This is a genomic window from Mycobacterium sp. IDUB_39 (assembly GCF_055419205.1).
Map to the genome: position 1 here is coordinate 117678 of NZ_JBVAXF010000003.1, position 24155 is coordinate 141832.

The following is a 24155-nucleotide window of genomic DNA, read 5'->3' on the forward strand; positions in this document are numbered from 1 at the left end:
ACTGCCCCCAATACCTCTTCCGACCCGACACCCAAGACCAAGGTTCGGTCGTCCAAACGGCTGAGCAATAGGTTCTGGAAGCTGCTGGGTGCAAGCACCGACAAGGACCAGGCCAGCTCGATGGGGCAGGTGACGGCCTCCTCGGCATTCGACGACAAGGCCGCAGGCCTTGACGACGAACAGCTGCGCAAGGCCGCGAAGCTCCTCGAACTGGGCGACCTCGCCGAGGCGGCGGACATCCCGCAGTTCCTGGCCATCGCCCGCGAGGCGTCCGAACGTGCCACGACACTCAAGCCGTTCGACGTCCAGCTGCTCGGCGCGCTGCGCATGATGGCCGGCGACGTCGTCGAGATGGCCACCGGTGAGGGCAAGACCCTGGCCGGCGCCATCGCCGCGGCTGGCTACGCCATCGCCGGCCGCAGCGTGCACGTCATCTCGGTCAACGACTATCTCGCCCGTCGCGACGCGGAGTGGATGGGCCCGCTGCTGGAGGCCATGGGTCTGACGGTCGGCTGGATCACCGCCGACTCGACAGCCGACGAACGCCGCGCCGCCTACGCCTGCAACGTCACCTACGCCTCGGTCAACGAGATCGGGTTCGACGTGCTGCGCGATCAGCTGGTGACCGACGTCGCCGACCTGGTGTCCCCGGATCCCGACGTCGCACTGATCGATGAGGCCGACTCGGTGCTGGTCGACGAGGCGCTGGTGCCGCTCGTGCTGGCCGGCACCACACACCGCGAGACGCCGCGACTGGAGATCATCCGTCTGGTCCGTGACCTGGTGGAGTCCAACGACGCCGAGAAGTACTACGACACCGATGCCGACCGGCGCAATGTGCACCTGACCGACGCAGGCGCCCGCAGGCTCGAGGCCGCGCTCGGTGGTATCGACATCTACTCCGAGGAACACGTCAGCACGACGTTGACCGAGGCGAACGTGGCGCTGCACGCGAACGTGCTGCTGCAGCGCGATGTCCACTACATCGTCCGCGATGGCGCGGTGCAGCTGATCAACGCCTCGCGCGGCCGGATCGCGTCGCTGCAGCGCTGGCCGGACGGCCTGCAGGCAGCGGTCGAGGCCAAGGAGGGCATCGAGACCACCGAGACCGGCGAGGTCCTCGACACCATCACCGTGCAGGCGCTGATCAACCGCTACCCGACGGTGTGCGGTATGACCGGTACCGCACTGGCAGCGGGCGAGCAGCTGCGCCAGTTCTACAAGCTCGGCGTCTCGCCGATCCCGCCCAACACCCCGAACATCCGCGTCGACGAACTCGACCGGGTGTACATCACCGCGGCCGCCAAGAACGACGCCGTAGTCGAGCACATCACCGAGGTGCATGCGACGGGTCAGCCGGTGCTGGTCGGTACCCGTGACGTCGCCGAGTCCGAGGACCTGCACGAGCGTCTGGTCAAGGCGGGCATTCCCGCGGTCGTGCTCAACGCCAAGAACGACGCCGAGGAAGCCGCGGTGATCGCCGAGGCCGGCAAGCTCGGAGTGGTCACGGTGTCCACCCAGATGGCCGGCCGCGGAACCGATATCCGCCTCGGCGGCTCCGACGAGTCCGATCACGATGCCGTCGCCGATCTCGGCGGGTTGCACGTCATCGGTACGGGCCGCCACCACACCGAGCGCCTGGACAACCAGCTCCGGGGCCGCGCGGGACGCCAGGGCGACCCGGGCTCGTCTGTGTTCTTCTCCAGCTGGGAGGACGACGTCGTCGTCGCTCATCTGGAACCACAGAAGCTGCCGATGCAGACCGATGAAGACGGCCGAATCCTGAACGACAAGGCCGCCCAACTCCTCGAGCACGCGCAGCGCGTCGCGGAGGGCAAGCTGCTCGACGTGCACGCCAACACGTGGCGCTACAACCAATTGGTCGCCCAGCAGCGCGCCATCATCTCCGAGCGCCGAGAGAACCTGCTGCGCACGGCGACGGCTCGCGAGGAACTCGCGGAGCGCTCACCGAAGCGATACGAGCAACTTGTCGAGGAGATAGGCGAGGAGCGTCTGGAGACGACCTGCCGCCAGATCATGCTGTACCACCTCGACCGCGGCTGGGCCGACCATCAGGCCTACCTGTCCGACATCCGCGAGAGCATCCACCTGCGGGCCCTTGGCCGACAGAACCCGCTCGACGAGTTCCACCGGATGGCCGTCGACGCGTTCGGCTCGCTGGCCGCGGACGCCATCGAGGCCGCGCAGCAGACCTTCGAGACGGCAAACGTCACCGAGGACGAACTCGGCCTTGATCTGTCGAAGCTTGCCCGACCGACATCGACGTGGACGTACATGATTCACGACAACCCGCTCGCCGACGACACCATGTCGGCGCTGAGCCTGCCTGGGGTGTTCCGCTAGGTTAGGCCCTCATGGAGGCGCCCCACGGCAGTAGCGAGGCGACCGGGGCCAGCGGCGACGCGGTCCGGCCAGACGCCGCCACCGACCGTGTGCTGACCATCCCCAACGCGCTCAGCGTGCTGCGGCTGATCCTGGTCCCCGTCTTCCTCTATCTGCTGCTGGTCGCCGACGCCAACGCGCTGGCGGTCGCGGTGCTGATGTTCAGCGGCTTCTCCGACTGGGCCGACGGCAAGATCGCGCGGCTGGTGCCCAACCAGTCCTCACGCCTCGGCGCGCTGTTGGACCCGGCCGTCGACCGGACCTACATGGTGGCTGTCCCGTTGGCTTTCGCCATCGACGGCATCGTGCCGTGGTGGTTCGTGCTGGTGCTGATCGGGCGCGACGTCGTGCTGGCCGCCACCCTGCCTGTGTTGCGGAGCCGCGGTCTGACCGCGCTGCCGGTGACCTACATCGGCAAGGCCGCGACGTTCGCGCTGATGTCGGGATTCCCTCTGATCCTGCTTGGTCAGTGGGACGCGGTGTGGAGCCGGGTCATCCTGGCCTGCGGGTGGGCGTTCGTGATCTGGGGCGCGGTGATGTACCTGTGGTCGGCCGTGCTGTATCTGCTCCAGGTCGGGATGGTGCTGCGCACCCTGCCGCGGGTGCCCGCAGGGAAAGCCTGACCGGTGTCCGCAGACGACCGCGCACTCGGCGGCTACAGCCGCGAGGCAGGCCGCAATGCTCATGACGCCGACGCGCCCAAGCTGATCCCGGTTCCCTCGCTGTTGAGGTCGCTGCTGACCGATCACCTCGATCCGGGGTACGCGGCCGCCGCCGAACGGCGTGCGGCCCGTGGCGAGACCGGCCGCAGGCGGTTCGACTGGGGTTGGCAGCTGGCGGCGGGCCTTGCCGTGACCATCGTGTTCGCCACGGCGGCCGCGCAGGCGCAGTCCGTGGCTCCCGCGACCCGCGAGACACAGCACGTCCTCGTCGACAGTGTCCGGGCCGCAGAGACCACGACGGGCGCGGCCACTGAGCGCCGCGACAAACTCTCGACAGAGGTCGAGATGGAGCGGCGCAGCCGTCTCGAGGGTGACGAGGAGGGCCGCGGCCTACTCGAGCAGCTCGACACCGCGGATTTCGCCGCTGCGGCCACCGAGGTGCACGGGCCGGGGCTGCGCGTGACAGCCACCGAGCCCGGCGCCGCCCGCGACCTGTCCGATGTCTCCAAACAACGGATCCAGGGCAGTCCGCAGGTGGTGCTCGACCGCGACCTGCAGTTGGTGGTGAACTCGTTGTGGGTCAGCGGCGCCGAGGCCATCGCCGTGGGGGGTGTGCGGATCGGTCCCAACGTGACGATCCGGCAGGCGGGAGGGGGGATCCTGGTGGACAACCAGCCGATCGGCAGCCCGTACGCCGTCGTGGCCATAGGACCGCCGCGCGCCATGGCAGATGTGTTCGACCGCAGCCCCGGACTGCACCGGTTGCGGCTGCTGGAAGCCTCCTACGGCGTGGGGGTCGAGGTCAGCGCCGCCGACGACCTCGCCGTCGCAGCCGGATCGGTGCGCGACCTGACATTCGCTAAGCCGCTTGGCCCCTGATGATCGGAAGTACATGATCGGAATCGTTGCGCTCGTCGCCGGAATCGTGCTCGGGTTGGTGTTTCACCCCGATGTTCCCGATTTCATCCAGCCCTATCTGCCGATCGCGGTCGTCGCCGCGCTCGACGCGGTGTTCGGCGGCCTGCGGGCGTACCTCGAGCGAATCTTCGACTCGAAGGTTTTCGTCGTGTCCTTCGTGTTCAACGTCCTCGTCGCCTCGATCATCGTCTACGTCGGTGATCAGCTCGGGGTGGGCACACAACTGTCGACCGCGATCATCGTCGTCCTGGGCATCCGCATCTTCGGTAACGCCGCCGCGCTGCGGCGCAGGCTGTTCGGAGCGTGACGATGAACGAGCATGACCCGGAAAAGCATCACGGCAGACACGAGCTTCCGCCGGACGAGCCGATCCGGTCCATCGGTGAACTGCAGCCCAGCGGGGTGGCCGGAATTCTGCGCCGCGGCCGGGCACAGCTCGGATTCGGCACGCTGGCCATCCTGCTGTGTCTGCTACTGGGTGTCGCGATCGTCACGCAGGTCCGCCAGACCGAGTCAGGGGACTCCCTGGACACCGCCCGACCGGCCGACCTGCTGGTGCTGCTCGACTCGCTTCAGCAACGCGAGGCCGCGCTCAACACAGAGGTCACCGACCTGCAGCGCACGCTCGCCGCGCTGCAGGCCTCCGGCAGCAACGATCAGGCCGCCATCGAGAATGCTCGAGCCCGCCTGGCCGCGCTGTCCATCCTGATCGGCACGGTAGCCGCGACGGGGCCCGGTGTGACTCTGACCATCGGCGACACCGCCCCCGGCGTGTCACCCGAGACGATGCTCGACGTGATCAACGAATTGCGTGCCGCGGGTGCTGAGGCGATGGAGATCCGCGATGCGAGCAGTGCATCCGGGGGCCCCGCGATCCGTGTCGGAGTGGATACTTGGGTGGTGGGCACCGCGGGCAGCCTGATCATCGACGGCGTCACCATGAGCCCGCCGTATTCGATTCTGGCGATTGGTGATCCGGCGACTCTTGCTGCGGCGATGAACATTCCCGGCGGGGCGATGGACAGTGTCGAACGCGTCGGCGGCACAATGACCGTGCAACAGGCCGACACGGTGAACGTGACCGCCTTGCGGCAACCGAAACCTCGCCAATACGCTCAGCCGGGCAAGTGACAGCCGTAGCCCCACGCAGAACCTAGGAGCGCCGTGAGCGAGACCCCGTCAGACCTGTTCTACACACCCGAGCACGAGTGGGTGCGGCGCACCGGCGACGACACCGTGCGGGTCGGTATCACCGACTACGCACAAGCGGCGCTGGGCGATGTGGTGTTCGTCGATCTCCCGTCGGCTGACGCCGACGTCACCGCGGGCGCCGAGTTTGGCAACGTGGAGTCCACGAAGTCCCAATCCGAGCTGTACTCGCCGCTGACCGCGAAAGTGATTGCGGTGAACGAAGATCTGGCCGACTCGCCCGAACTGGTCAACTCCGACCCGTACGGCGCCGGTTGGCTGATGGACCTGCAGGTCGACGCCGCCGCGCTTGCGGAGGGTCTGGCCGGGCTGCTCGACGCGGACGGGTATCGTGCCACTCTCGACGAATGAACGATTCCGGCGGTGGTGGACACATCGGACAACCCCGCGCGGTACGGTCGTGGTGACCCCACAACGGTCGGCCGCGCAGCGCCGAGCTTTGTGCCAGACATCGCCACAGCAGCCAGTTAGGAGCAGCGGGTGACGGAAAACGACACCAGTTCGGGAGCCGACCAGTCCTCGGATGAAGTCACGGTCGAGACCACATCGGTCTTCCGTGCGGACTTCCTCAACGAGTTGGACGCGCCGGCCTCGGCGGGCTCCGAGAGCTCCGTTTCGGGGGTCGAGGGACTTCCGACCGGTTCGGCATTGCTGGTCGTCAAGCGTGGACCCAACGCTGGTTCTCGGTTCCTGCTCGATCAGGCCACCACATCGGCCGGACGGCATCCCGACAGCGACATCTTCCTCGACGACGTCACCGTTAGCCGGCGGCACGCTGAGTTCCGCCTGGAGACCGGCGAGTTCCAGGTCGTCGACGTCGGCAGCCTCAACGGCACGTACGTCAACCGCGAGCCGGTGGACTCCGCGGTGCTCGCCAACGGCGACGAGGTTCAGATCGGGAAGTTCCGTCTCGTGTTCCTGACGGGCCCGAAGACCGACGACGGCAGCCCGGGCAGCTAGTGACCGCCCCCGACACCCCTGCGCTCGCCGGGATGTCGATCGGGGCGGTCCTCGACCTGCTGCGACCCGACTTCCCGGATGTGACCATCTCCAAGATCCGGTTCTTGGAGGCCGAAGGGCTGGTCACGCCGGAACGCACACCTTCGGGGTATCGGCGCTTCACCGCTTATGACTGTGCGCGGCTGCGGTTCATCCTGACCGCGCAGCGCGACCACTATCTGCCGTTGAAGGTCATCAAGGCTGCGCTCGACGATCAACCCGATGGCGAGATCCCGGCCATCGGTTCGGCCTACGCGGCGCCGCGCCTGGTGCCGGTGTCCGACGATCCGGTTGATCCCGATGCGTCCGACGCTGCCGCAGGTAGATCGGTAGCGCGGCAGCAGGTCCGGTTGAGCCGCGAGGATGTGCTGGCCAAGTCGGGAGTCGACGACGAGCTGCTCTCAACCCTGGTCAGGGCGGGCGTGGTCAAGCCGGGGGTGGCCGGGTTCTTCGACGAGTACACGGTCATCACCCTGCAGTGCGCACGGGCGTTGGCCGACTACGGCATCGAACCGCGCCACCTGCGCGCGTTCAGGTCTGCCGCGGACCGCCAGTCCGACCTGATCGCCCAGATCGCGGGACCCGTGGACAAGACCCGAAAGGCCGGCGCACGCGATCGGGCGGACGACCTGGCCCGTGAGGTGGCGGCGCTGGCGATCACATTGCACACGTCGTTGATCAAGTCCGCGGTGCGCGACGTTCTGGATCGCTGAGGACTAGACTCGGCTCGACGGATTTGACGGTGCGGAGGGCGTACACAGATGGGTGAGGTTCGTGTGGTCGGCATACGCATCGAGCAGCCGCAGAACCAGCCGGTCTTGCTGCTGCGCGAGTCCAATGGCGATCGTTATCTGCCCATCTGGATAGGGCAGACGGAGGCCACTGCGATCGCGCTGGAGCAGCAGGGCGTTGAGCCGGCTCGCCCGCTGACCCACGACTTGATCCGAGATCTGATTGCCGCCCTTGGCCATTCACTCAAGGAAGTCCGGATCGTCGCGTTGCAGGAGGGCACCTTCTACGCCGACCTGATCTTCGACCGGGACATCACGGTGTCGGCCAGGCCGTCGGACTCGGTGGCAATCGCCCTGCGCGTCGGCGTGCCGATCTATGTCGAGGAGGCAGTGCTCGCCGAGGCGGGTCTGTTGATCCCGGACGAGGGCGACGAGGAGGGCACCGGCGCGGTGCGCGAGGACGAGGTCGAGAAGTTCAAGGAGTTCCTCGACAGCGTGTCGCCCGATGACTTCAAGGCGACTTGAGCGCAGGTAGCCGGTTGGTCACGGATCCATCTCACGAATGTCGACACGCCGCGAGGTTTGCGGTAACCGCGATTTGGACAGCCATAATTTGATCTAACTTCAGGCGGTCATGGGCCTTGCCGGGAGCGTATGCTCGACAAGTTCGAGCTTGGAGCAAACGCGCTGACCGTGGTCTCGACTGTGACGCACGAAGCGAGTTCGATTCGGCGAGAGGATGGACAGTGGGCGACACGCCACGTCAGGAGCAGTTAGATCTGTCGTCGGGGGGTACGTCCGTCCAGCCTGGGCCGACCGTAGCCGCCGAGCCAGTTCAGGGTCGACTGTTCCCCGATGACTCGGTACCCGACGAACTCGTCGGTTACCGCGGTCCGAGCGCCTGCCAGATCGCGGGGATCACGTACCGCCAGCTCGACTACTGGGCGCGTACCTCACTGGTCGTGCCGTCGATCCGCAGCGCGGCAGGCTCGGGCAGCCAGCGGCTGTACTCGTTCAAGGACATCCTGGTCCTCAAGATCGTCAAAAGACTGCTGGACACCGGCATCTCACTGCACAACATCCGGGTGGCCGTCGATCACCTGCGCCAGCGCGGTGTGCAGGATCTGGCCAACATCACCCTGTTCTCCGACGGCACCACCGTCTATGAGTGCACGTCCGCCGAAGAGGTCGTCGACCTCCTCCAGGGCGGCCAGGGTGTGTTCGGTATCGCGGTGTCGGGCGCCATGCGCGAGCTGACCGGTGCGATCGCCGATTTCCCAGGTGAGCGCGCTGACGGCGGCGAGTCGATCGCCGCACCCGAGGACGAGCTGGCATCGCGTCGCAAGAGTCGCGACCGCAAGATCGGCTGACGTCTCACCAACCCTGCAGCTGCCGGTAGAATCAGCAGCGCATCGCCCTCGCGCGGGAGAGCTTCGTGACGGCCAGTCACGGACGCCGAAGGAGCAACACCTCTCCGTCAACCTCTCAGGCACCCAGGACCGCGCCGGGCCCCGATGCCTCTGGAAAGTGGCAGGTCATCCTGCCCGCCCATGGGGAAAGGCCATCTCCGCGCATCGCCCCGGGGGTAGCCGAATCTCTCAGGCGCCCGGTACGGGTCGACGACAGAGGGGGAGGACCGCAACGAGTCGAGCGTTTTCGAACCCGAGAGGTCCACGTGTCCGGTAGTCATCCCCATTTCTCGGCCGATCATCACCAGCCCCGCTTCGCCGACCGTCATATCGGACCGGATTCGGATGCCGTGGCGACGATGCTCCAGGTCATCGGCGTCGATTCGCTTGCCAGCCTCGCCGAGAAGGCCCTGCCCGCGGGAATTCTCGACGCGCTGACCGCCGACGGTCTGGCACCCGGTCTCGATCAGCTGCCACCGCCGGCCACCGAGGAGCACGCCCTGGCCGATCTGCGCGCCATGGCCGACGCCAACACCGTCGCGGTGTCGATGATCGGACAGGGTTACTTCGACACCCTCACGCCGCCGGTGCTGCGCCGCAACATCCTCGAGAACCCGGCCTGGTACACCGCATACACCCCGTACCAGCCGGAGATCAGCCAAGGCCGACTGGAGGCGCTGCTCAACTTCCAGACCATGGTCGAGGATCTGACCGGGCTCGAAGTGGCGAACGCGTCGATGCTCGACGAGGGCACCGCCGCCGCCGAGGCCATGACATTGATGCACCGCGCGGTGAAGGGTTCCGCCAACCGTCTCGCCGTCGATGCGGACATCTACCGCCAGACCGCCGCAATCCTGGCGACTCGTGCCGAGCCGCTCGGCATTGAGATCGTCACCGCCGACCTGCGCAACGGGCTGCCCGAGGGCGACTTCTTCGGTGTCATCGTCTCGCTTCCCGGTGCGAGCGGCACCGTCAACGACTGGAGCGATCTGATCGCGTCCGCTCACGACCGCGGCGCGCTGGTGGCCGTGGGCGCCGACCTGCTCGCGCTGACGCTGGTCACGCCGCCGGGGGACATCGGCGCGGACGTGGCCTTCGGTACCACTCAACGCTTCGGTGTGCCAATGGGTTTCGGTGGACCCCACGCCGGTTATCTCGCCGTGCACACCAAGCACGCCCGCCAGCTGCCCGGCCGCCTGGTCGGCGTGTCGGTCGACGCCGACGGATCCCCGGCGTACCGCCTCGCGCTGCAGACCCGCGAGCAGCACATTCGTCGCGACAAGGCGACCAGCAATATCTGTACCGCGCAGGTGCTTCTCGCGGTGACTGCGGCGATGTACGCCAGTTACCACGGCGCCGACGGCCTCACCTCGATCGCGCACAAGGTGCACGGTCATGCGCTCGCGGTGGCCGCGGGCCTGCTGTCCGCCGGGGTGACGGTGGTGCACGACACATTCTTCGACACCGTGCTGGCCCACGTGCCCGGGCGGGCCGAGGAGATTCGTGCACAGGCCAAGGACCGTGGCATCAACGTGTGGCTGGTGGACGCCGACCACATCTCGGTGTCGTGTGACGAGGCGACGTCCGCCGAGCATGTCGAGCAGGTTCTCGAGGCGTTCGGCGGCACCCGCGGCGGGCACCACTGGGCGGGTCCCGAGATCCACACCCGCACATCGACCTTCCTGCAGCACCCGGCGTTCTCGCGGTACCGCACCGAGACCGAGATGATGCGCTACCTGCGTGCGCTGTCGGATAAGGACATCGCGCTGGACCGCAGCATGATCCCGCTGGGCTCGTGCACGATGAAGCTCAATGCGGCCGCCGAGATGGAGCCGATCACCTGGCCGGAGTTCGCCCGCCAGCATCCGTTCGCACCCGCGTCCGACACACCGGGCCTGCGCACGCTGATCGCGGACCTGGAGACCTGGCTGACCCAGCTCACCGGGTACGACGCGGTCTCACTGCAACCCAACGCCGGGTCGCAGGGGGAGTACGCGGGACTTCTGGCGATTCGCGCCTATCACCAGAGCCGCGGCGATGACCGTCGCGACATCTGCCTGATCCCGTCCAGCGCGCACGGCACCAATGCGGCGTCGGCGGCTCTGGCGGGAATGCGTGTCGTGGTCATCGCGTGCCGCGACAATGGTGACGTCGACCTCGACGATCTGCGGGTCAAGATCGCCGAGCACGCCGATACGGTTGCGGCACTGATGATCACCTACCCGTCGACGCACGGTGTGTACGAGCACGATGTCGCCGAGATCTGCGCCGCGGTGCACGACGTCGGCGGCCAGGTGTACGTCGACGGCGCCAATCTCAACGCGCTGGTGGGCCTGGCACGGCCCGGTAAGTTCGGCGGCGATGTCAGCCACCTGAACCTGCACAAGACGTTCTGCATCCCGCACGGTGGCGGCGGTCCCGGCGTCGGGCCCGTCGCGGTCCGCTCGCACCTGATCCCGTACCTGCCGGGCCATCCGCTCGCCGACGAGCTCACCGACACCTACACAGTGTCGGCCGCCCCGTACGGGTCAGCATCGATCCTGCCGATCACCTGGGCCTACATCAGGATGATGGGTGCACCGGGGCTGCGTGCGGCGACGCTGACCGCGATTGCATCGGCGAACTACGTCGCCCGACGCCTCGACGAGTACTACCCCGTGCTCTACACCGGCGAGAACGGCATGGTCGCCCACGAGTGCATCCTGGACCTGCGCCAGATCACCAAGAGCACCGGCGTCACCGTCGATGATGTGGCCAAGCGGCTGGCGGACTACGGTTTTCACGCTCCGACCATGAGCTTCCCGGTGGCGGGCACATTGATGGTGGAACCGACCGAGAGCGAGAGCCTCGCCGAGGTGAACGCCTTCTGCGACGCGATGATCGCCATCCGGGCCGAGATCGATCAGGTCGGATCGGGTGCGTGGCCGGTCGAGGACAATCCGCTGCGCGGGGCGCCGCACACCGCCGAGAGCCTGCTGGTCGAGAACTGGGACCATCCCTACACCAGGGAGCAGGCAGCGTATCCGCTGGGCAAGGGGTTCCGGCCCAAGGTCTGGCCGCCGGTGCGCCGCATCGACAGCGCGTACGGCGATCGGAATCTGGTGTGCTCGTGTCCTCCGGTCGAGGCGTTCGCCTGACCTAGTCCGCCATTCCCTTGCGTTGAGATAGCGCTGGCGTTGCCTAAATTCGAGTAGTCGTCGCCGCCAGCGCTATCTCAACGTCCTTGCAGCTCGGTCAGGGCAGCACGCTGGACAGCGCTGCGGTCAGTTCGGGTCCCGCGGCGCTGTTCAGGTTCTGGTAGGTGCCGCCACTGATCTGGGACACCGCTTCCCAGGTCGCCCGGTCCGGGTCGGTGCCGAAGTCAATGACGTTGACGGCGACCGGCTTGCCCGGCTGGAAGGTCTGGCGGATGAACTCCTGCAGCCCGGCACCATCAAGTGACTGGTCGGTGTGGGGGCCGGTGGTGATGACCAGGACCGAGTTCGCCTGGCCGTCACGATAATTCGCCACGGCCTCGTTGTAGATCAACCGCAGCGTGGTGAAGGACACCGCGCCACCGCCGGATGCGACCTGATTTCTCAGGTTGCTGACCAACACCTCCGAGCGGGGCTGCCCACCGACCGGATCGCCCAGTGGACCGAATGGCACCTCGGAGCGTCCTGCGACGCCGTCGAACGTCCACAGCCCGATGTCCGCGGTCGGTGACAGTGTCTTGATTCGTTCGTCGAGTACTGCTGTCACGTTGGCGAGCCGACTACTGCCACCCTCATCAGTGTCCATCGACTGTTCCAGCATGATGGTGACGGCCGGATTCGCCGCGGGTGCGCTGACGGCCTCGGCGAGCGTGGCACGCAACGCGTTGTCGCCCACCGACACCGGGTCCGCGAGCGGTCCGAAGTCGGTGACATCACTGTCGGGGGTTTCGCCACCGTCGGTCCGGAAGCCCGCCTTGCCGAACTCGGCCAGCGCCTCTGGCTTGCGGAGGAAACGGGCGAACTCGCTGGCCGCGCTGACCTGCTCCTGGGCCAGCCAGTCGCCGGCCAGCAGCACGGTCGGGTAGTCGGCGATCGCGGCGGGGCCCGAGGGCAGCCACCCCGCGAGCTTGTTCGAGGCGTCGGGCAGCGAGGCGGCCCGTTGATACAGCTGCTGCTCGGTGCTCGCCACCGCGTGCACGGAGGAGGCGGCGGGATCGCTGCCAGCCAACAGGGCGTCCATCGCCGTGGATGCCTTGGTGTCGGCCAGTTTCGGCTGACCCGCCACCAGTGTGTTGATCGCCGACGCACCTGCTGTGGCGGGTGCGCCAGCAGGAGCGCTGGCTGCGGCGACGGCCTCGGCCGCGATGAACGTCGCGTCGGCGTCACCCGAGAGTGGAAGTGCCAGGCGAAGCCCACCCCAGCCGGGGAGGTTGAGCGCGTCGAGCGCGGTCTGGTTGGTCTGCAGTGGCGGCAGATCCGACCAACTCCGTTGCGCTAGCGCCGTCTTCAGTTGCGGACGAACCGCCAACAGCACTGGTGATGTGACCAACGACCGACTGTCGCTGGTGATCGCGCCACCGGCGGCGGCCTCCAGACGGGCCACGGACACCGAACTACCCGGAATCCACAGCGCGGGACGCTCGCCGAGCTCAGCGGGCCAGGTTCCGGAGAGACCGTTGATCACATCGTCAGAGTCGGCGGAGCGGACACCGACCTTGACGCACTTGTCGCCGACCGGGGCCGCGGACTGGCTGTACTGCTCGGCGAGCGGGCCTACCTGGTCGGCGATCGACGGATCGACGACCACCGCGACGACGACCTCGCCCTCGACACATCGTGCCGCCGACACCTGCGAGCGGTTGGACAGCACGTCACCGAAGAAGCGCCACAGGATGATCGCGCCGACCACCACCACGACTGTGACCAGCGCGACAATCACGCTGACGCTGACACCGCGTCGTTTGGTGGTGATGGCGCGGTGGCTGCCGGTCCATTCGCCGTCCCAGTCGCTGCCGTGCTGAGGTCCATCGAGCGGTGGACGCGGAGGCGGCGGGTTCGACGCGAACGCCCGCGTCGGCGACTCGTCGTCCTCTACGCCGTCGCTGTCGTATCCGTCAGCGTCGTATTCGTCATCGGCTAAACCGTCATCGGCGTATCCGTCGTCGGCGAGACCATCGTCCGTCGGGCTGCCGAGGTATTCGAAGTCCTCGTCATACCGGGCGGTGCGTTGCGACTGCCAGTACGCGTCATCGCGGTAGTCGGGCTCGGGCTGGCCGTAGGTCGAGCCAACATCGTTGCCCTCGCCGAAAAACGGTTCCCGATAAGGGCTTTCGTCGTATCCCGGCTCGCGCCGCGGATCGTCGTCGTACCCGGGTCCGGTGGTGGGCTCGTCGGATCCGTGAACATGCGGTTGGTCCGCATCGAAATCCTGCGGCTCATCCGCCGAATCCTCGGGATCGGGAACGCTGTGCCTACCCATCCCCATCCTCTACGCTCGTGTTGTTGGCTGGTCTCAGGCCCGACGCGTCACCATTCGTTCGGCTCCGCCGCTTCACCAATTGTTCGGCTCGAAGCGACACATCGCGTGGCCCCGCCGAAGTCTAGTCACTGGCCGGTGTGACGGGCCTTGAACTCGCGGCGGCGGCGATGCAGGATCGGCTCGGTGTACCCGTTGGGCTGATCGGCACCGGACAGGATCAGCTCCTGAGCGGCCGCAAACGCGATGCTCGCATCGGGATCGGGTGCCATCGGCAGGTAGTCGGGATCCTTCCCGTTCTGCTCGTCGACGACGGCCGCCATCCGGCGCAGGCTCGCGTTGATGTCCTCGGCGGTGATCACGCCGTGGCGCAGCCAGTTGGCCAGCAACTGGCTCGAGATGCGCAGCGTCGCGCGATCCTCCATCAGGGCGACATTGTGGATGTCGGGCACCTTCGAGCAGCCGACACCCGCGTCGATCCAACGCACCACGTAGCCCAGGATCGACTGGCAGTTGTTGTCGACCTCCTCGCGGATCTCCTCGGGTGCCCACGCCAACTCCTTGGCGAGCGGAATGGTGAGGAGTTCATCGATGGTGGCACGCTTCTTGCCCGCGAGTTCCTTCTGGACCTCGAACACGTCGACCAGGTGATAGTGCATTGCGTGCAGCGTCGCGCCCGTCGGGGAGGGCACCCAGGCAGTGGTGGCGCCGGCCTTGGGCTGACTGATCTTCTGCTCGACCATATCGGCCATCAGGTCGGTCATGGCCCACATGCCCTTGCCGATCTGGGCCTTGCCGGACAACCCCGCGGCCAGGCCGGTGTCGACGTTTGCGTCCTCGTACGCCTTGATCCACGGCTGGCTCTTCATCGCGCCCTTGCGGATCATCGGGCCGGCCTCCAACGACGTGTGGATCTCGTCGCCGGTGCGGTCCAGGAAGCCGGTGTTGATGAAGACCACACGGTCGGCGGCGGCCTTGATGCACGCCTTGAGGTTCAGCGTGGTGCGGCGCTCCTCGTCCATGATGCCGACCTTGAGGGTGGCCTGCGGCAGACCGAGCACATCCTCGACGCGGCTGAACAGCTCGCAGGTGAACGCGACCTCGTCGGGTCCGTGCATCTTGGGCTTGACGATGTAAACCGAGCCGGTGCGGCTATTGGCGTACGGACCACTGGCGCCGTCGTTCTCGGAGCCGTCCCGCAGGCCGTGCATGGCGATGAGCCCGGTGAACAGCGCGTCCTGGATGCCCTCGGGCACCTCGTTGCCCTCGCCATCGGTAATGGCGTCATTGGTCATCAGGTGCCCGACGTTGCGGACGAACAGCAGGCTGCGTCCCGGCAGCGTGAGTTCGCCCTCCCCGTCGGTGGTGCTGAAGACACGGTCAGCGTTGAGCACGCGGGTGAACGTCTTGTCACCCTTGGCGACCTCTTCGCTCAGATCACCGCGGTTCAGGCCGAGCCAGTTGCGGTAGCCCAGCACCTTGTCATCGGCGTCGACCGCGGCCACGGAGTCCTCGAAGTCCATGATCGTGGTGATCGCGGACTCCAGGACGACGTCCTTGATGCCTGCCTTGTCGGTCGCGCCGACGGGGGAGTCGGGGTCGATGAGGATCTCGACGTGCAGGCCGTGGTTGACCAGTAGCACCGACCACTGCGGCTCGCCCGGCTTACCGGTGTAGCCGACGAACTGCTCGGGGGCCGCCAGGCCGACCGACAGGTCATCACCGTAGGTGACCAGCAACTGGCCGTCGTCGATCTTGAGGCCGGTGGCATCGCTCCAGGAGCCTGCGGCCAGCGGGACGGCCTCGTCCAGGAAGTTGCGCGCGTAGGCGATCACCTTGTCGCCGCGCACCCGGTTATAGCTGGTGCCCTTCTCGGCGCCGTCCTCTTCACTGATGACGTCGGTGCCGTACAGCGCGTCATACAGCGAGCCCCACCGCGCGTTGGCGGCGTTGAGCGCGAAGCGGGCGTTGAGGATCGGAACCACGAGCTGCGGACCCGCCGTGCTGGTGATCTCGTCGTCCACACCCGAGGTGGTGATGCTGAAGTCGGCGGGCTCGGGCAGGAGGTAGCCGATATCGGTGAGGAACTGCTTGTACTCGTCGGCATCGTGCGGGCCGATGGCACGTTGGCGATGCCACTTGTCGATCTGCGCCTGCAGTTCGTCGCGGCGAGCCAGCAGATCCTGGTTCTTCGGGGACAGATCGGTCACGACCTTGTCCACGCCCGCCCAGAAAGTATCGGGGTCCAGCCCGGTGCCGGGCAGGGCCTCGTTATTGACGAAGTCATAGAGCACGCGCGCCACCCGCAGGGCGCCAACGTTCACGCGATCGGTCATGTCTCCTCCTCGAGCGTCGATCTAGCTTAGCCGCCGGTAAATGCGGTCAACCGATGCGCTCCCGCGGTGAGTAGCAGGTCACATCGGCCGGCGAGGGCGGCCCGAAGGGGCGCCGCACGGTCGGCGACATCCTGCTGCGCGCGGACGTATTCGGCTCGGCCCGCCGGTGTTTCGATGGGGATCGGCTCGAAACCGTAGTCAGTCAGGTCATACGGGCTCGCGCGCATGTCGAGTTCGCGAGCGTCGGCGGCCAGCTCGAGGCAGTCCTGCACGAGTTCGGAGTCGACGAGCGGCCCGAGTTTGAAGGACCACTTGTAGAGATCCATGGCGACGTGCAGGCATCCCGGCTGCTCGTGTGCGACCTGACCCGCTCGGGTGAGCGGCTCGGCGTTGCGCGGCACGGCAGCAGGTGTGAAGAAGCGATAGGCGTCGAAGTGGCTGCACCGTAACGGCATCGACTCGACGACGGTGTCAGTCCCTGCACCCCCGAGTCGCAGCGGCACCTGATCGTGGCGGACCTGCGGCGCGCGATAGACCATCGCCCACTCGTGCAGTCCGAAGCAGTTGAGCCGGGCCGGCCGATGCGATGTGGCGCGCAGCAGATCGGCGATGAACTCGACAGTGTCGATCCGGGTGGCCAGGTAGTCAGGGGTGACGCCGACGGTGGCTCCCGTTCGGCCGTACCCCGCCCGCTCCAGGTAACGCTCGGCCGAACGTCCCGCCAGGTGGGTGCCGAAACCCGGATGCCAGCGCCGGAGGTGTTTGGGCCGCAGGCTGTAGTAGGTGAACAGGAAGTCCCACACCGGGTGGGCCTCACCGCGGCGGGCCCGGCGCTGGTGCGGTTCGACGAACAGGTCGACGCGCTCCGCGTGACATCGCTCGCGGTCGGTCCAGTCGGCCTCGGTCAGGATCGTCGTGTGATGAGCCGCCGTGTGATGAGCCGCCGTGTGATGAGCCGCCGTGTGATCAGACACGGTGCGTTCCGTCACGCACCGTCCCCACCAGGTCTTCGACCAGATCCTCCAGCGCCACCATCGCGGTCACCACGTCATCATCGGTGGTGACGAGCGCCAGGTGGCTGTTGTCACGACGCAGCCGTGACAACGCGTCGGGCACCGGCAAGGACGCCGCCAGACGCGGCAGCGGCCGCACAATCGACCGGTCGATCACCGCGGCCGGGTCGTTGATCAGCGACAACACATCCTTGATGTGCAGGTAGCCGATGTACACACCGGACTCGTCGGTCACCGGGAAGCGCGAGTACCCGGTGTCGGCCAGCGCGCGTTCGACGGCCTCGACAGTGGGACCCCGGCCGGGGGAGGCCACGGGGACCGCGCGGATCTGTTCGAGCGGTATCGCCACGTCGTTGACGCTGCGCGTGCGGATCGCCAGGGCACGCGTGAGCCGGGTGTGCTCCTCGGGATCGAGCAGACCCTCCGACCGTGACTCGGCGATCATCGCCGACAGTTCGACGGTCGACACGGTGACGTCGAGTTCGTCCTTCGGTTCCACCCCCAACGCGCGCAGTGTGGTGTTGGCGCACCAGTTGTAGAAGGCGATGAACGGCTTGGCGAGCTTGATGTAGACCAGATACACCGGGATCAGCAGCATCGCCGCCGACTCGGGTCCGGCGATGGCGATGTTCTTCGGCACCATCTCGCCCAGCAGCACGTGCAATGTCACCACCAGCGCAAGCGCGATGACGAACGACACCGTATGCAACACCGTGTCGGGAATCCCCAACGCGCCGAACGGTTTCTCCAGCAGGTGGGCGATGGCGGGTTCGCCGACGCGGCCCAGCAGGATGGAGCACACGGTGATGCCGAGCTGGGCGCCGGCGAGCATCAGCGACAACTGCTCGGCCGCCCGCATCACCGTGACGGCACTCTTCTTGCCCTGTTCGGCCAGCGCCTCCAACCGGTCGCGGCGCGCCGAGATCAGCGCGAACTCCGAACCGACGAAGAACGCGTTCGCCGCCAGCAGGACGACTGTCAGGAAGACACCGAAGAAGTCGGAACCCATCAGTGCTCCTCCTCCTCGCCGCGTCTACCGAGCGGGGTGAGCTCAAGCAGGTCGATCCTGCGTCCGTCCATTCGAATCACCTTGGCCTGCCAGCGCACCGGGTCATCCATCGGCCGGTCGGGGTCGAAGGCGTTGAGTTCGACGGTCTCACCGGGTTCGGGAATGTGGCCGAGCTCCTCGAGCACCAGACCGCCGATCGTCTCGTACTCACCGTCGTGCGGCCGAAACGGTGTCTCGGTGTCGACCTCGTCGATGCGCAGCAGCCCGGAGACCTGCCAGCCGTCCCGGACCTCGACCACGTCGGGCGTCGCGTCGTCGTGCTCATCGCGGACGTCGCCGACGATCTCCTCGATGAGGTCCTCGACGGTCACCATGCCCGCGGTGCCGCCGTACTCGTCAACCACCAGGGCCGTCTGCAATCCGTTGGCGCGGATCTGGGTCATGACGGCATCGCCGTCAAGGGTGGACGGCACGGTCATCACCGGCTGAGCCAGAGCTGCGACGCGCATTCGTGGCCGGTCGTCGACCGGCACCGCGAACACCTGCTTGACGTGCACTATGCCGATGGTCTCGTCGAGATCACCCTCGATGATGGGGAACCGCGAGTAACCGGTCTCCATGGCCTTGATCAGCAGGTCGGCGACGGTGTCGTCGGCGTCCAGTGCCTCGATCTTGGGACGGGGCGTCATCAGTTCCTCGGCCGTGCGCTCACCGAACTTCAAGGAACGGTCGACCAGGTCGGCGGTCGCGGCGTCCAGCGATCCGCGCTGCTTGGAGTTGCGCACCAGCGACACCAACTCCTGCGGGGAGCGCGCCGACCGCAGTTCCTCGGCCGGTTCGATGCCCATCCGGCGCAGAATCCAGTTGGCGGTGCCGTTGGTGACGTTGATCGCCGGCGTGAGCAGCCAGGAGAACCACCACTGCGGGGGCGCCGCCCACCGCGCCGTGGCAGTGGGTTTCGCGACGGCGAGATTCTTGGGGACCAGTTCGCCGAACACCATCGACAGCGAGGTCGCGATCAACAGGGCCAGCGCCAGGGCCACCCCGTCGAGCATCCGCTCGGGTAGCCCAATCGCTGACAGCGGCGGCCGAAGCAGCCGCGCGACCACCGGCTCAGCCAGGTAACCGGTGGCCAGTGTCGTGATGGAGATGCCCAGCTGCGCACCGGAGAGCTGAAACGACAGGGTGCGGTGGGCCTTCTGAACGATGGCGTCGCGCCAGCCGCCTGACTTCGCATTGGAGTCGACGGTGCTGCGTTCCAGCGCGGTCAACGCGAACTCGGCGGCGACGAACACCGCGGTGCCAGCGGTCAGCAGCACGATCGCCAGCAGGCTCAACAAAGTGAAGGTCAGACTCATCGGATAGCTGACCCTCTGTCGCCGGGCGCGGGGCCCGGCTCACTACTGGAGGGCTCGGCGTCAGACGGTCCCGGGGTGGGCCGCGCGGCTTCGGCGGCCCCCTCAGAACCGGGAGCCTCAGCGGGTGCCTGCGGCACGTGTTCCCTCTCGGTCGGAAATGGTGAATCTCATGTTAGCGGAGGCAGCCGCGATGAAAACGCACTGACGTACGCCGTCTCACCAGCCGGTCGGCAGCGGGTGGCCCTCGGCGAAGCCCGCCGCGGACTGGACGCCGAGCACCACCTTGTCGTGCAGCTCGGGCAGCGTCTCGGCCCCGACGTAGGTGCAGGTGCTGCGCACGCCGGAGGTGATGTGGTCGAGCAGGTCCTCGACGCCGCCGCGGGCGTTGTCCAGACCCATCCGCGACGATGAGATGCCCTCCTCGAACAGCGCCTTTCGGGCGCGATCGAATGGGCTGTCCGCGGCCGTCCTGGCGGCCACCGCGCGTTTGGAGGCCATGCCGTAGCTCTCCTTGTAGACCAGGCCGTCCCGGTCATACATCAGGTCACCGGGGGACTCGTAGGTGCCGGCGAACCAGGATCCGATCATGACGTTCGACGCGCCGGCGGCCAGCGCCAAGGCCACGTCGCGCGGGTGTCGCACGCCGCCGTCGGCCCACACATGTGCACCGAGTTCCCGTGCTGCGGCGGCACATTCGACCACCGCCGAGAACTGCGGGCGGCCGACGCCGGTCATCATCCGAGTGGTGCACATGGCGCCGGGGCCCACGCCGACCTTGACGATGGACGCTCCCGCGTCGATGAGGTCGCGTGTGCCCTGCGCCGAGACCACGTTGCCGGCCACCAGGGGCAGGCCGAGGTCGAGCGAGGCGATCGCCTTGATGGCGTCGAGCATCTTCACCTGGTGCCCGTGCGCGGTGTCGACGACCAGCACGTCCGCGCCGGCCTCGGCGAGCGCGAGGGCCCTTGCGCCCACGTCACCGTTGATGCCCACCGCGGAGGCGATTCGCAGTCGTCCGGCCGCGTCGACGGCGGGCGTGTAGATACCCGCGCGAATGGCACCGGTCCTGGTCAGCACGCCCGCGACGGTGCCGTCGGCGGCGGTCATCACCGCGACCCCGACATGCGCGTGCTCGAGGAGGTCGAACACCTCGCGCGGCGGTGTGCCGACCGGCGCGGTGACGAAGTCGGTCAGAGCGATATCCCGCACGCGGGCGAAGCGGTCCACCCCGACACACGATGACTCGGTGACCAGGCCCACCGGCCGGTCCTCGAAAGCGACCACCGCGGCACCGTGCGCGCGCTTGTGGATCAGGGCGGTCGCATCCGAGACGGAGTTGTCGGGGGACAGCAGAACCGGGGTGTCGACCACCAGGTCGCGGCTCTTCACGAAGTTGACGGTCTCGGCCACCGCGGGAATCGGGAGGTCCTGGGGCAGTACGACGATGCCGCCCCGGCGGGCCACGGTCTCGGCCATGCGACGGCCCGCGACGGCTGTCATGTTGGCCACGACGACCGGGATCGTGGTGCCGGAGCCGTCGATCGTGGACAGGTCGACGTCGAACCGTGAGGCGACGTCGGACCGCCCCGGCACGACGAAGACGTCGTTGTAGGTCAGGTCGTACGGCGGACGGTGGCCATCGAGGAAACGCATTCCTCAAGCCTAGTTGCCCGGCATTTCCGCCGAGCAGACACAAACCTGCCCATTTGCGCCCAGAAAAGGGCAGGTTTGTGTCTGCTCGCGAGAGGGACTTAGGCCTCGATCTCGGTGCGGTCGCCGCTCCACAGCGTGTGGAAGCGCCGGGCGTGGTCGGTATCGATGCGACCGTAGGTGTGGGCGCCGAAGAAGTCGCGCAGTCCCTGGGTCAGCGCGGCGGGCAGTCGCTCGGTGCGCAGCGCGTCGTAGTAGGACAGCGCCGAGGCGAAGCCGGGCACCGGGATGCCCAGCTGCGTTGCGGTGATGACGACTCTGCGCCAGCTGTCCACGGCCGCCTCGATGGCCGCCCGGAAGTAGGGGTCGACAATCAGCGTCGGCAGGTCGGCGTCGGTGTCGAAGGCGTCCTTGATGCGGTTGAGGAACTTGGCCCGGATGATGCAGCCGCCGCGCCAGATGGTGGCCATATCGCCGGGCGTGATGTTCCAGTCGTACTCGTTGCTTCCGGCCTGGATCTGGTTGAACCCCTGCGCGTAGGCGACGATCTTCGACGCGTACAGCGCCTGGCGGACGTCCTCGATGAAACGCTCCGCGTCACCGGGCTTCTCGCCGAGAGTGCCAGAGGCCAGGCCCGTGGTGGCTCTGCGCTGGGCCACCGAGCCCGACAGTGCACGCGCGAAGACCGCCTCGGCGATACCGGTCACGGGCACACCGAGGTCAAGGGCGGACTTCACCGTCCACCGCCCGGTGCCCTTCTGCTCGGCCTCATCGAGGATGAGGTCCACCAGCGGTGTACCGGTCTTCGCGTCGACCTGCCGGAGCACCTCGGCGGTGATCTCGATGAGGTAGCTGTCGAGGTCGCCCTTGTTCCACTCTGCGAACACGTCCGCGATCTCGGGCGCGGACTTGCCCAGCCCGTCGCGCAGCAGCTGGTAGGCCTCGCCGATGAGCTGCATATCGGAGTACTCGATGCCGTTGTGCACCATCTTGACGAAGTGCCCTGCGCCGTCGGGGCCGATGTGGGTGCAGCACGGCACGCCGTCGACGTGCGCGGAGATCTCCTCGAGCAGCGGGCCCAGGCTCTTGTAGGACTCGGCCGGCCCGCCGGGCATGATCGAGGGACCGTTCAGTGCGCCCTCCTCACCACCGGAGATGCCCGCGCCGACGAAGTGCAGACCGCGTTCGCGGATGGCCTTCTCGCGGCGGATGGTGTCGGTGTAGAGCGCGTTGCCGCCGTCGATGATGATGTCGCCGGGTTCCATCGCATCGGCGAGCTCGTTGATGACGGCGTCGGTCGGGTCGCCTGCCTTGACCATGATCAGGACGCGGCGCGGCTTCTCGAGCGCGGCCAGGAACTCCGGGATGGTCTCGCTGCGAACGAACGAACCCTCCGAACCGTGCGCCTCCAGCAGTGCGTCGGTCTTGGCCACCGAGCGGTTGTGCAGGGCAACGGTGTAACCGTGTCGGGCGAAGTTGCGGGCGATGTTCGAGCCCATCACCGCGAGTCCGGTGACCCCAATCTGTGCGGTGGCGGAGGTGTCGGACGAAGTCACAGGCAGCCTTTCGATGTTTGGTTGTGGCAGTGCGGTTTTGACAAGGTGTTTCGTGAATCGGTTACGCGGCGAAGAGTCTCTGGAGTTCGGTCAGCCATGGCACCGCGAGCGCGATGGTGGGGACTATCAGGACCGCGGCGGCGGTCACGTACGCGGCCACTGACAGTGGCATGCTGTTGGGCTTTCCGCCGAGTCGGCGCACCCGAAGGACTGTGGTGGGTCCGCCTGCGGCCATCGCACCGGACGGGGTGCGACCCGAGGCGCAGGCGACCAGGGCGCGGGCCAGGGGAGTCGGTCCCGAGTCACGCACGGCGGCGTCGTCGGCGAGGAGCTCGATGAGCAGGCGCACGGCGTCCAGCGCGCTGCCACTTCGGACGAGGCGCGGGAATGCGGCGTGTACCGCGGTGAACATCTCCAGCACCAGGTCGTGTCGAGCACGGAGATGGGCGTTCTCGTGGCTGAGGATCGCCGAAATCTCGGCGTCCGCCAGGCTGGTCAGGGTGCCCTGGCTCACGACAACGCGGCTACGGACGCCGGGCAGGCAGTAGGCCAGGGGCTGATCGACGTCCAGGATCCGGAGCCCGCTGGCCTTGGTACAGACCTCCGGTGCCGCCGCGTGAGATGCGCCGAGGAGGTCGACCAGCATCCGGTGGTGGGCGCGCCGCCTGCGGGTGCCGATGGCGACCTGCAGCACGGCCACAATCAGGCGCGCGCCGACGATCAGGGTGAGCGCGAAGACGACCACGTAGAGAACCCACATCGGCCAGCCCAGTACCGCGATCTCGCTGGTGAATGTGGCGGTGGGGCGGCCGTCAGGGCCAGGTACGAACAATCTGCTGGCGATGGCGATACCCGCGCTGAACGCGGATAGCACACCGGCCAGCGCTATTGACTGCCAGAGCACGACTGCCGCGCGCGGAGCGCGATGCGGCCACGCGGCCCGCGCGAGCACAGCGGGCACCGGTCCAACGAGGACCAGCGCGACGATGGAGAAGGCCAGCGCGGACACGCTGACAGTGTCCCTCAGCCGGTGCCTAGATTGCCAGCCGGATCGCTGCGATGCTTCGCCTCGAGTTCGGTCAGTGCGCGGCGCAGCGCCGCTGCCTCGCCCGCGCCGACGCGCTCCACGAAGTGGACCAGCGCGGCTTCGCGGCTTCCCGAGTCCGAGACCTGGTCAAGTGCGTCCACCATCAGACCGGCAACCAGCTCGTCGCGGCCGTGCGTGGGTGCGTAGCGATGTGCCCTGTCGTCGCGGTGCTGGACGACCAGGTTCTTCTTCGCGAGCCGCTGCAAGACCGTCATGATTGTGGTGTACGCCAGGTCACGCCGTGCGGCGAGTGCCTCGTGCACCTGGCGCACGGTCTGGGGTTCGCGCGAGGACCACAGGTGATCCATCACCTCGCGCTCGAGTTCCCCGAGTCGTGTCAACTTCGCCATGTTCCGTTCACTCT

Annotated in this window: 20 protein-coding genes and 2 riboswitches; of the genes, 11 read left to right on the forward strand and 9 right to left on the reverse strand. The window is 67.4% G+C overall.

Annotated elements, in window-relative coordinates; genetic code table 11:
* Window positions 1-60: 60 nt before the first annotated feature.
* The 11 genes from secA2 to gcvP all read left to right on the forward strand — a co-directional run bounded on the left by secA2 (window position 61) and on the right by gcvP (window position 11468).
* Entirely contained in the window at window positions 61-2364 is a 2304-nt protein-coding gene (secA2, locus tag ACZY0X_RS12480) for an accessory Sec system translocase SecA2 (protein WP_463771563.1), read from the forward strand.
* An 11-nt stretch (window positions 2365-2375) separates the two neighbouring features.
* A complete protein-coding gene (locus ACZY0X_RS12485; protein ID WP_463770813.1) occupies window positions 2376-3026 on the forward strand; it encodes a CDP-alcohol phosphatidyltransferase family protein in 651 nt (216 codons plus the stop codon).
* Window positions 3027-3029: 3 nt separating this feature from the next.
* Window positions 3030-3944: a DUF881 domain-containing protein gene (locus ACZY0X_RS12490; protein ID WP_463770814.1), complete on the forward strand. Its 915-nt coding sequence runs from the start codon at window positions 3030-3032 to the stop codon at window positions 3942-3944.
* 13 nt (window positions 3945-3957) lie between these two features.
* Complete coding sequence (locus ACZY0X_RS12495; protein WP_463770816.1) at window positions 3958-4290, forward strand: small basic family protein; 333 nt, start codon at window positions 3958-3960, stop codon at window positions 4288-4290.
* A gap of 2 nt (window positions 4291-4292) precedes the next feature.
* On the forward strand, window positions 4293-5114 hold the full coding sequence (locus ACZY0X_RS12500; protein WP_463770817.1) for a DUF881 domain-containing protein: 822 nt from the start codon (window positions 4293-4295) through the stop codon (window positions 5112-5114).
* Between the two features lie 33 nt (window positions 5115-5147).
* Entirely contained in the window at window positions 5148-5543 is a 396-nt protein-coding gene (gcvH, locus tag ACZY0X_RS12505) for a glycine cleavage system protein GcvH (protein ID WP_463770818.1), read from the forward strand.
* Window positions 5544-5672: 129 nt separating this feature from the next.
* A complete protein-coding gene (gene garA, locus ACZY0X_RS12510) occupies window positions 5673-6152 on the forward strand; it encodes a glycogen accumulation regulator GarA (protein WP_463770819.1) in 480 nt (159 codons plus the stop codon).
* On the forward strand, window positions 6152-6904 hold the full coding sequence (gene ftsR / locus ACZY0X_RS12515; protein WP_463770821.1) for a transcriptional regulator FtsR: 753 nt from the start codon (window positions 6152-6154) through the stop codon (window positions 6902-6904). Before garA ends, ftsR begins: the two co-directional genes overlap by 1 nt.
* A gap of 48 nt (window positions 6905-6952) precedes the next feature.
* Window positions 6953-7447, forward strand: a complete 495-nt coding sequence (locus tag ACZY0X_RS12520) for a bifunctional nuclease family protein (RefSeq protein ID WP_241405116.1) — start codon at window positions 6953-6955, stop codon at window positions 7445-7447.
* Window positions 7448-7668: 221 nt separating this feature from the next.
* Entirely contained in the window at window positions 7669-8292 is a 624-nt protein-coding gene (locus ACZY0X_RS12525; RefSeq protein WP_241405117.1) for a MerR family transcriptional regulator, read from the forward strand.
* Between the two features lie 43 nt (window positions 8293-8335).
* A riboswitch (glycine riboswitch) is annotated at window positions 8336-8434 on the forward strand.
* Window positions 8435-8558, forward strand: a riboswitch (glycine riboswitch). It abuts the riboswitch before it with no gap.
* A 39-nt stretch (window positions 8559-8597) separates the two neighbouring features.
* Window positions 8598-11468, forward strand: coding sequence for an aminomethyl-transferring glycine dehydrogenase (gene gcvP, locus ACZY0X_RS12530; RefSeq protein ID WP_463770823.1), 2871 nt, complete (start codon window positions 8598-8600; stop codon window positions 11466-11468).
* Window positions 11469-11565: 97 nt separating this feature from the next.
* On the opposite strand, the gene ACZY0X_RS12535 is transcribed toward gcvP, so the two are convergent.
* The 9 genes from ACZY0X_RS12535 to ACZY0X_RS12575 all read right to left on the reverse strand — a co-directional run bounded on the left by ACZY0X_RS12535 (window position 11566) and on the right by ACZY0X_RS12575 (window position 24141).
* The gene (locus ACZY0X_RS12535; RefSeq protein WP_463770825.1) at window positions 11566-13785 is read right to left on the reverse strand and encodes a substrate-binding domain-containing protein; all 2220 of its coding nucleotides are present in this window, start codon (window positions 13783-13785) and stop codon (window positions 11566-11568) included.
* 125 nt (window positions 13786-13910) lie between these two features.
* Entirely contained in the window at window positions 13911-16118 is a 2208-nt protein-coding gene (locus ACZY0X_RS12540; protein ID WP_463770826.1) for a malate synthase G, read from the reverse strand.
* A gap of 26 nt (window positions 16119-16144) precedes the next feature.
* Window positions 16145-17029: a 3-methyladenine DNA glycosylase gene (locus ACZY0X_RS12545; protein WP_463771564.1), complete on the reverse strand. Its 885-nt coding sequence runs from the start codon at window positions 17027-17029 to the stop codon at window positions 16145-16147.
* 55 nt (window positions 17030-17084) lie between these two features.
* Complete coding sequence (locus ACZY0X_RS12550) at window positions 17085-18140, reverse strand: hemolysin family protein (protein ID WP_463770827.1); 1056 nt, start codon at window positions 18138-18140, stop codon at window positions 17085-17087.
* The gene (locus tag ACZY0X_RS12555; protein WP_463770828.1) at window positions 18140-19498 is read right to left on the reverse strand and encodes a hemolysin family protein; all 1359 of its coding nucleotides are present in this window, start codon (window positions 19496-19498) and stop codon (window positions 18140-18142) included. The genes ACZY0X_RS12550 and ACZY0X_RS12555 overlap by 1 nt, the downstream gene beginning before the upstream one ends.
* 216 nt (window positions 19499-19714) lie before the next feature.
* The gene (locus tag ACZY0X_RS12560) at window positions 19715-21151 is read right to left on the reverse strand and encodes a GuaB1 family IMP dehydrogenase-related protein (RefSeq protein WP_463770830.1); all 1437 of its coding nucleotides are present in this window, start codon (window positions 21149-21151) and stop codon (window positions 19715-19717) included.
* A 98-nt stretch (window positions 21152-21249) separates the two neighbouring features.
* Window positions 21250-22704, reverse strand: a complete 1455-nt coding sequence (gene gndA / locus ACZY0X_RS12565; RefSeq protein ID WP_463770831.1) for an NADP-dependent phosphogluconate dehydrogenase — start codon at window positions 22702-22704, stop codon at window positions 21250-21252.
* 61 nt (window positions 22705-22765) lie between these two features.
* The gene (locus ACZY0X_RS12570; RefSeq protein WP_463770832.1) at window positions 22766-23713 is read right to left on the reverse strand and encodes a M56 family metallopeptidase; all 948 of its coding nucleotides are present in this window, start codon (window positions 23711-23713) and stop codon (window positions 22766-22768) included.
* Window positions 23714-23727: 14 nt separating this feature from the next.
* Window positions 23728-24141 (reverse strand): BlaI/MecI/CopY family transcriptional regulator, encoded by a 414-nt coding sequence (locus ACZY0X_RS12575; RefSeq protein WP_241405126.1) that lies wholly within the window; start codon window positions 24139-24141, stop codon window positions 23728-23730.
* Window positions 24142-24155: the final 14 nt, after the last annotated feature.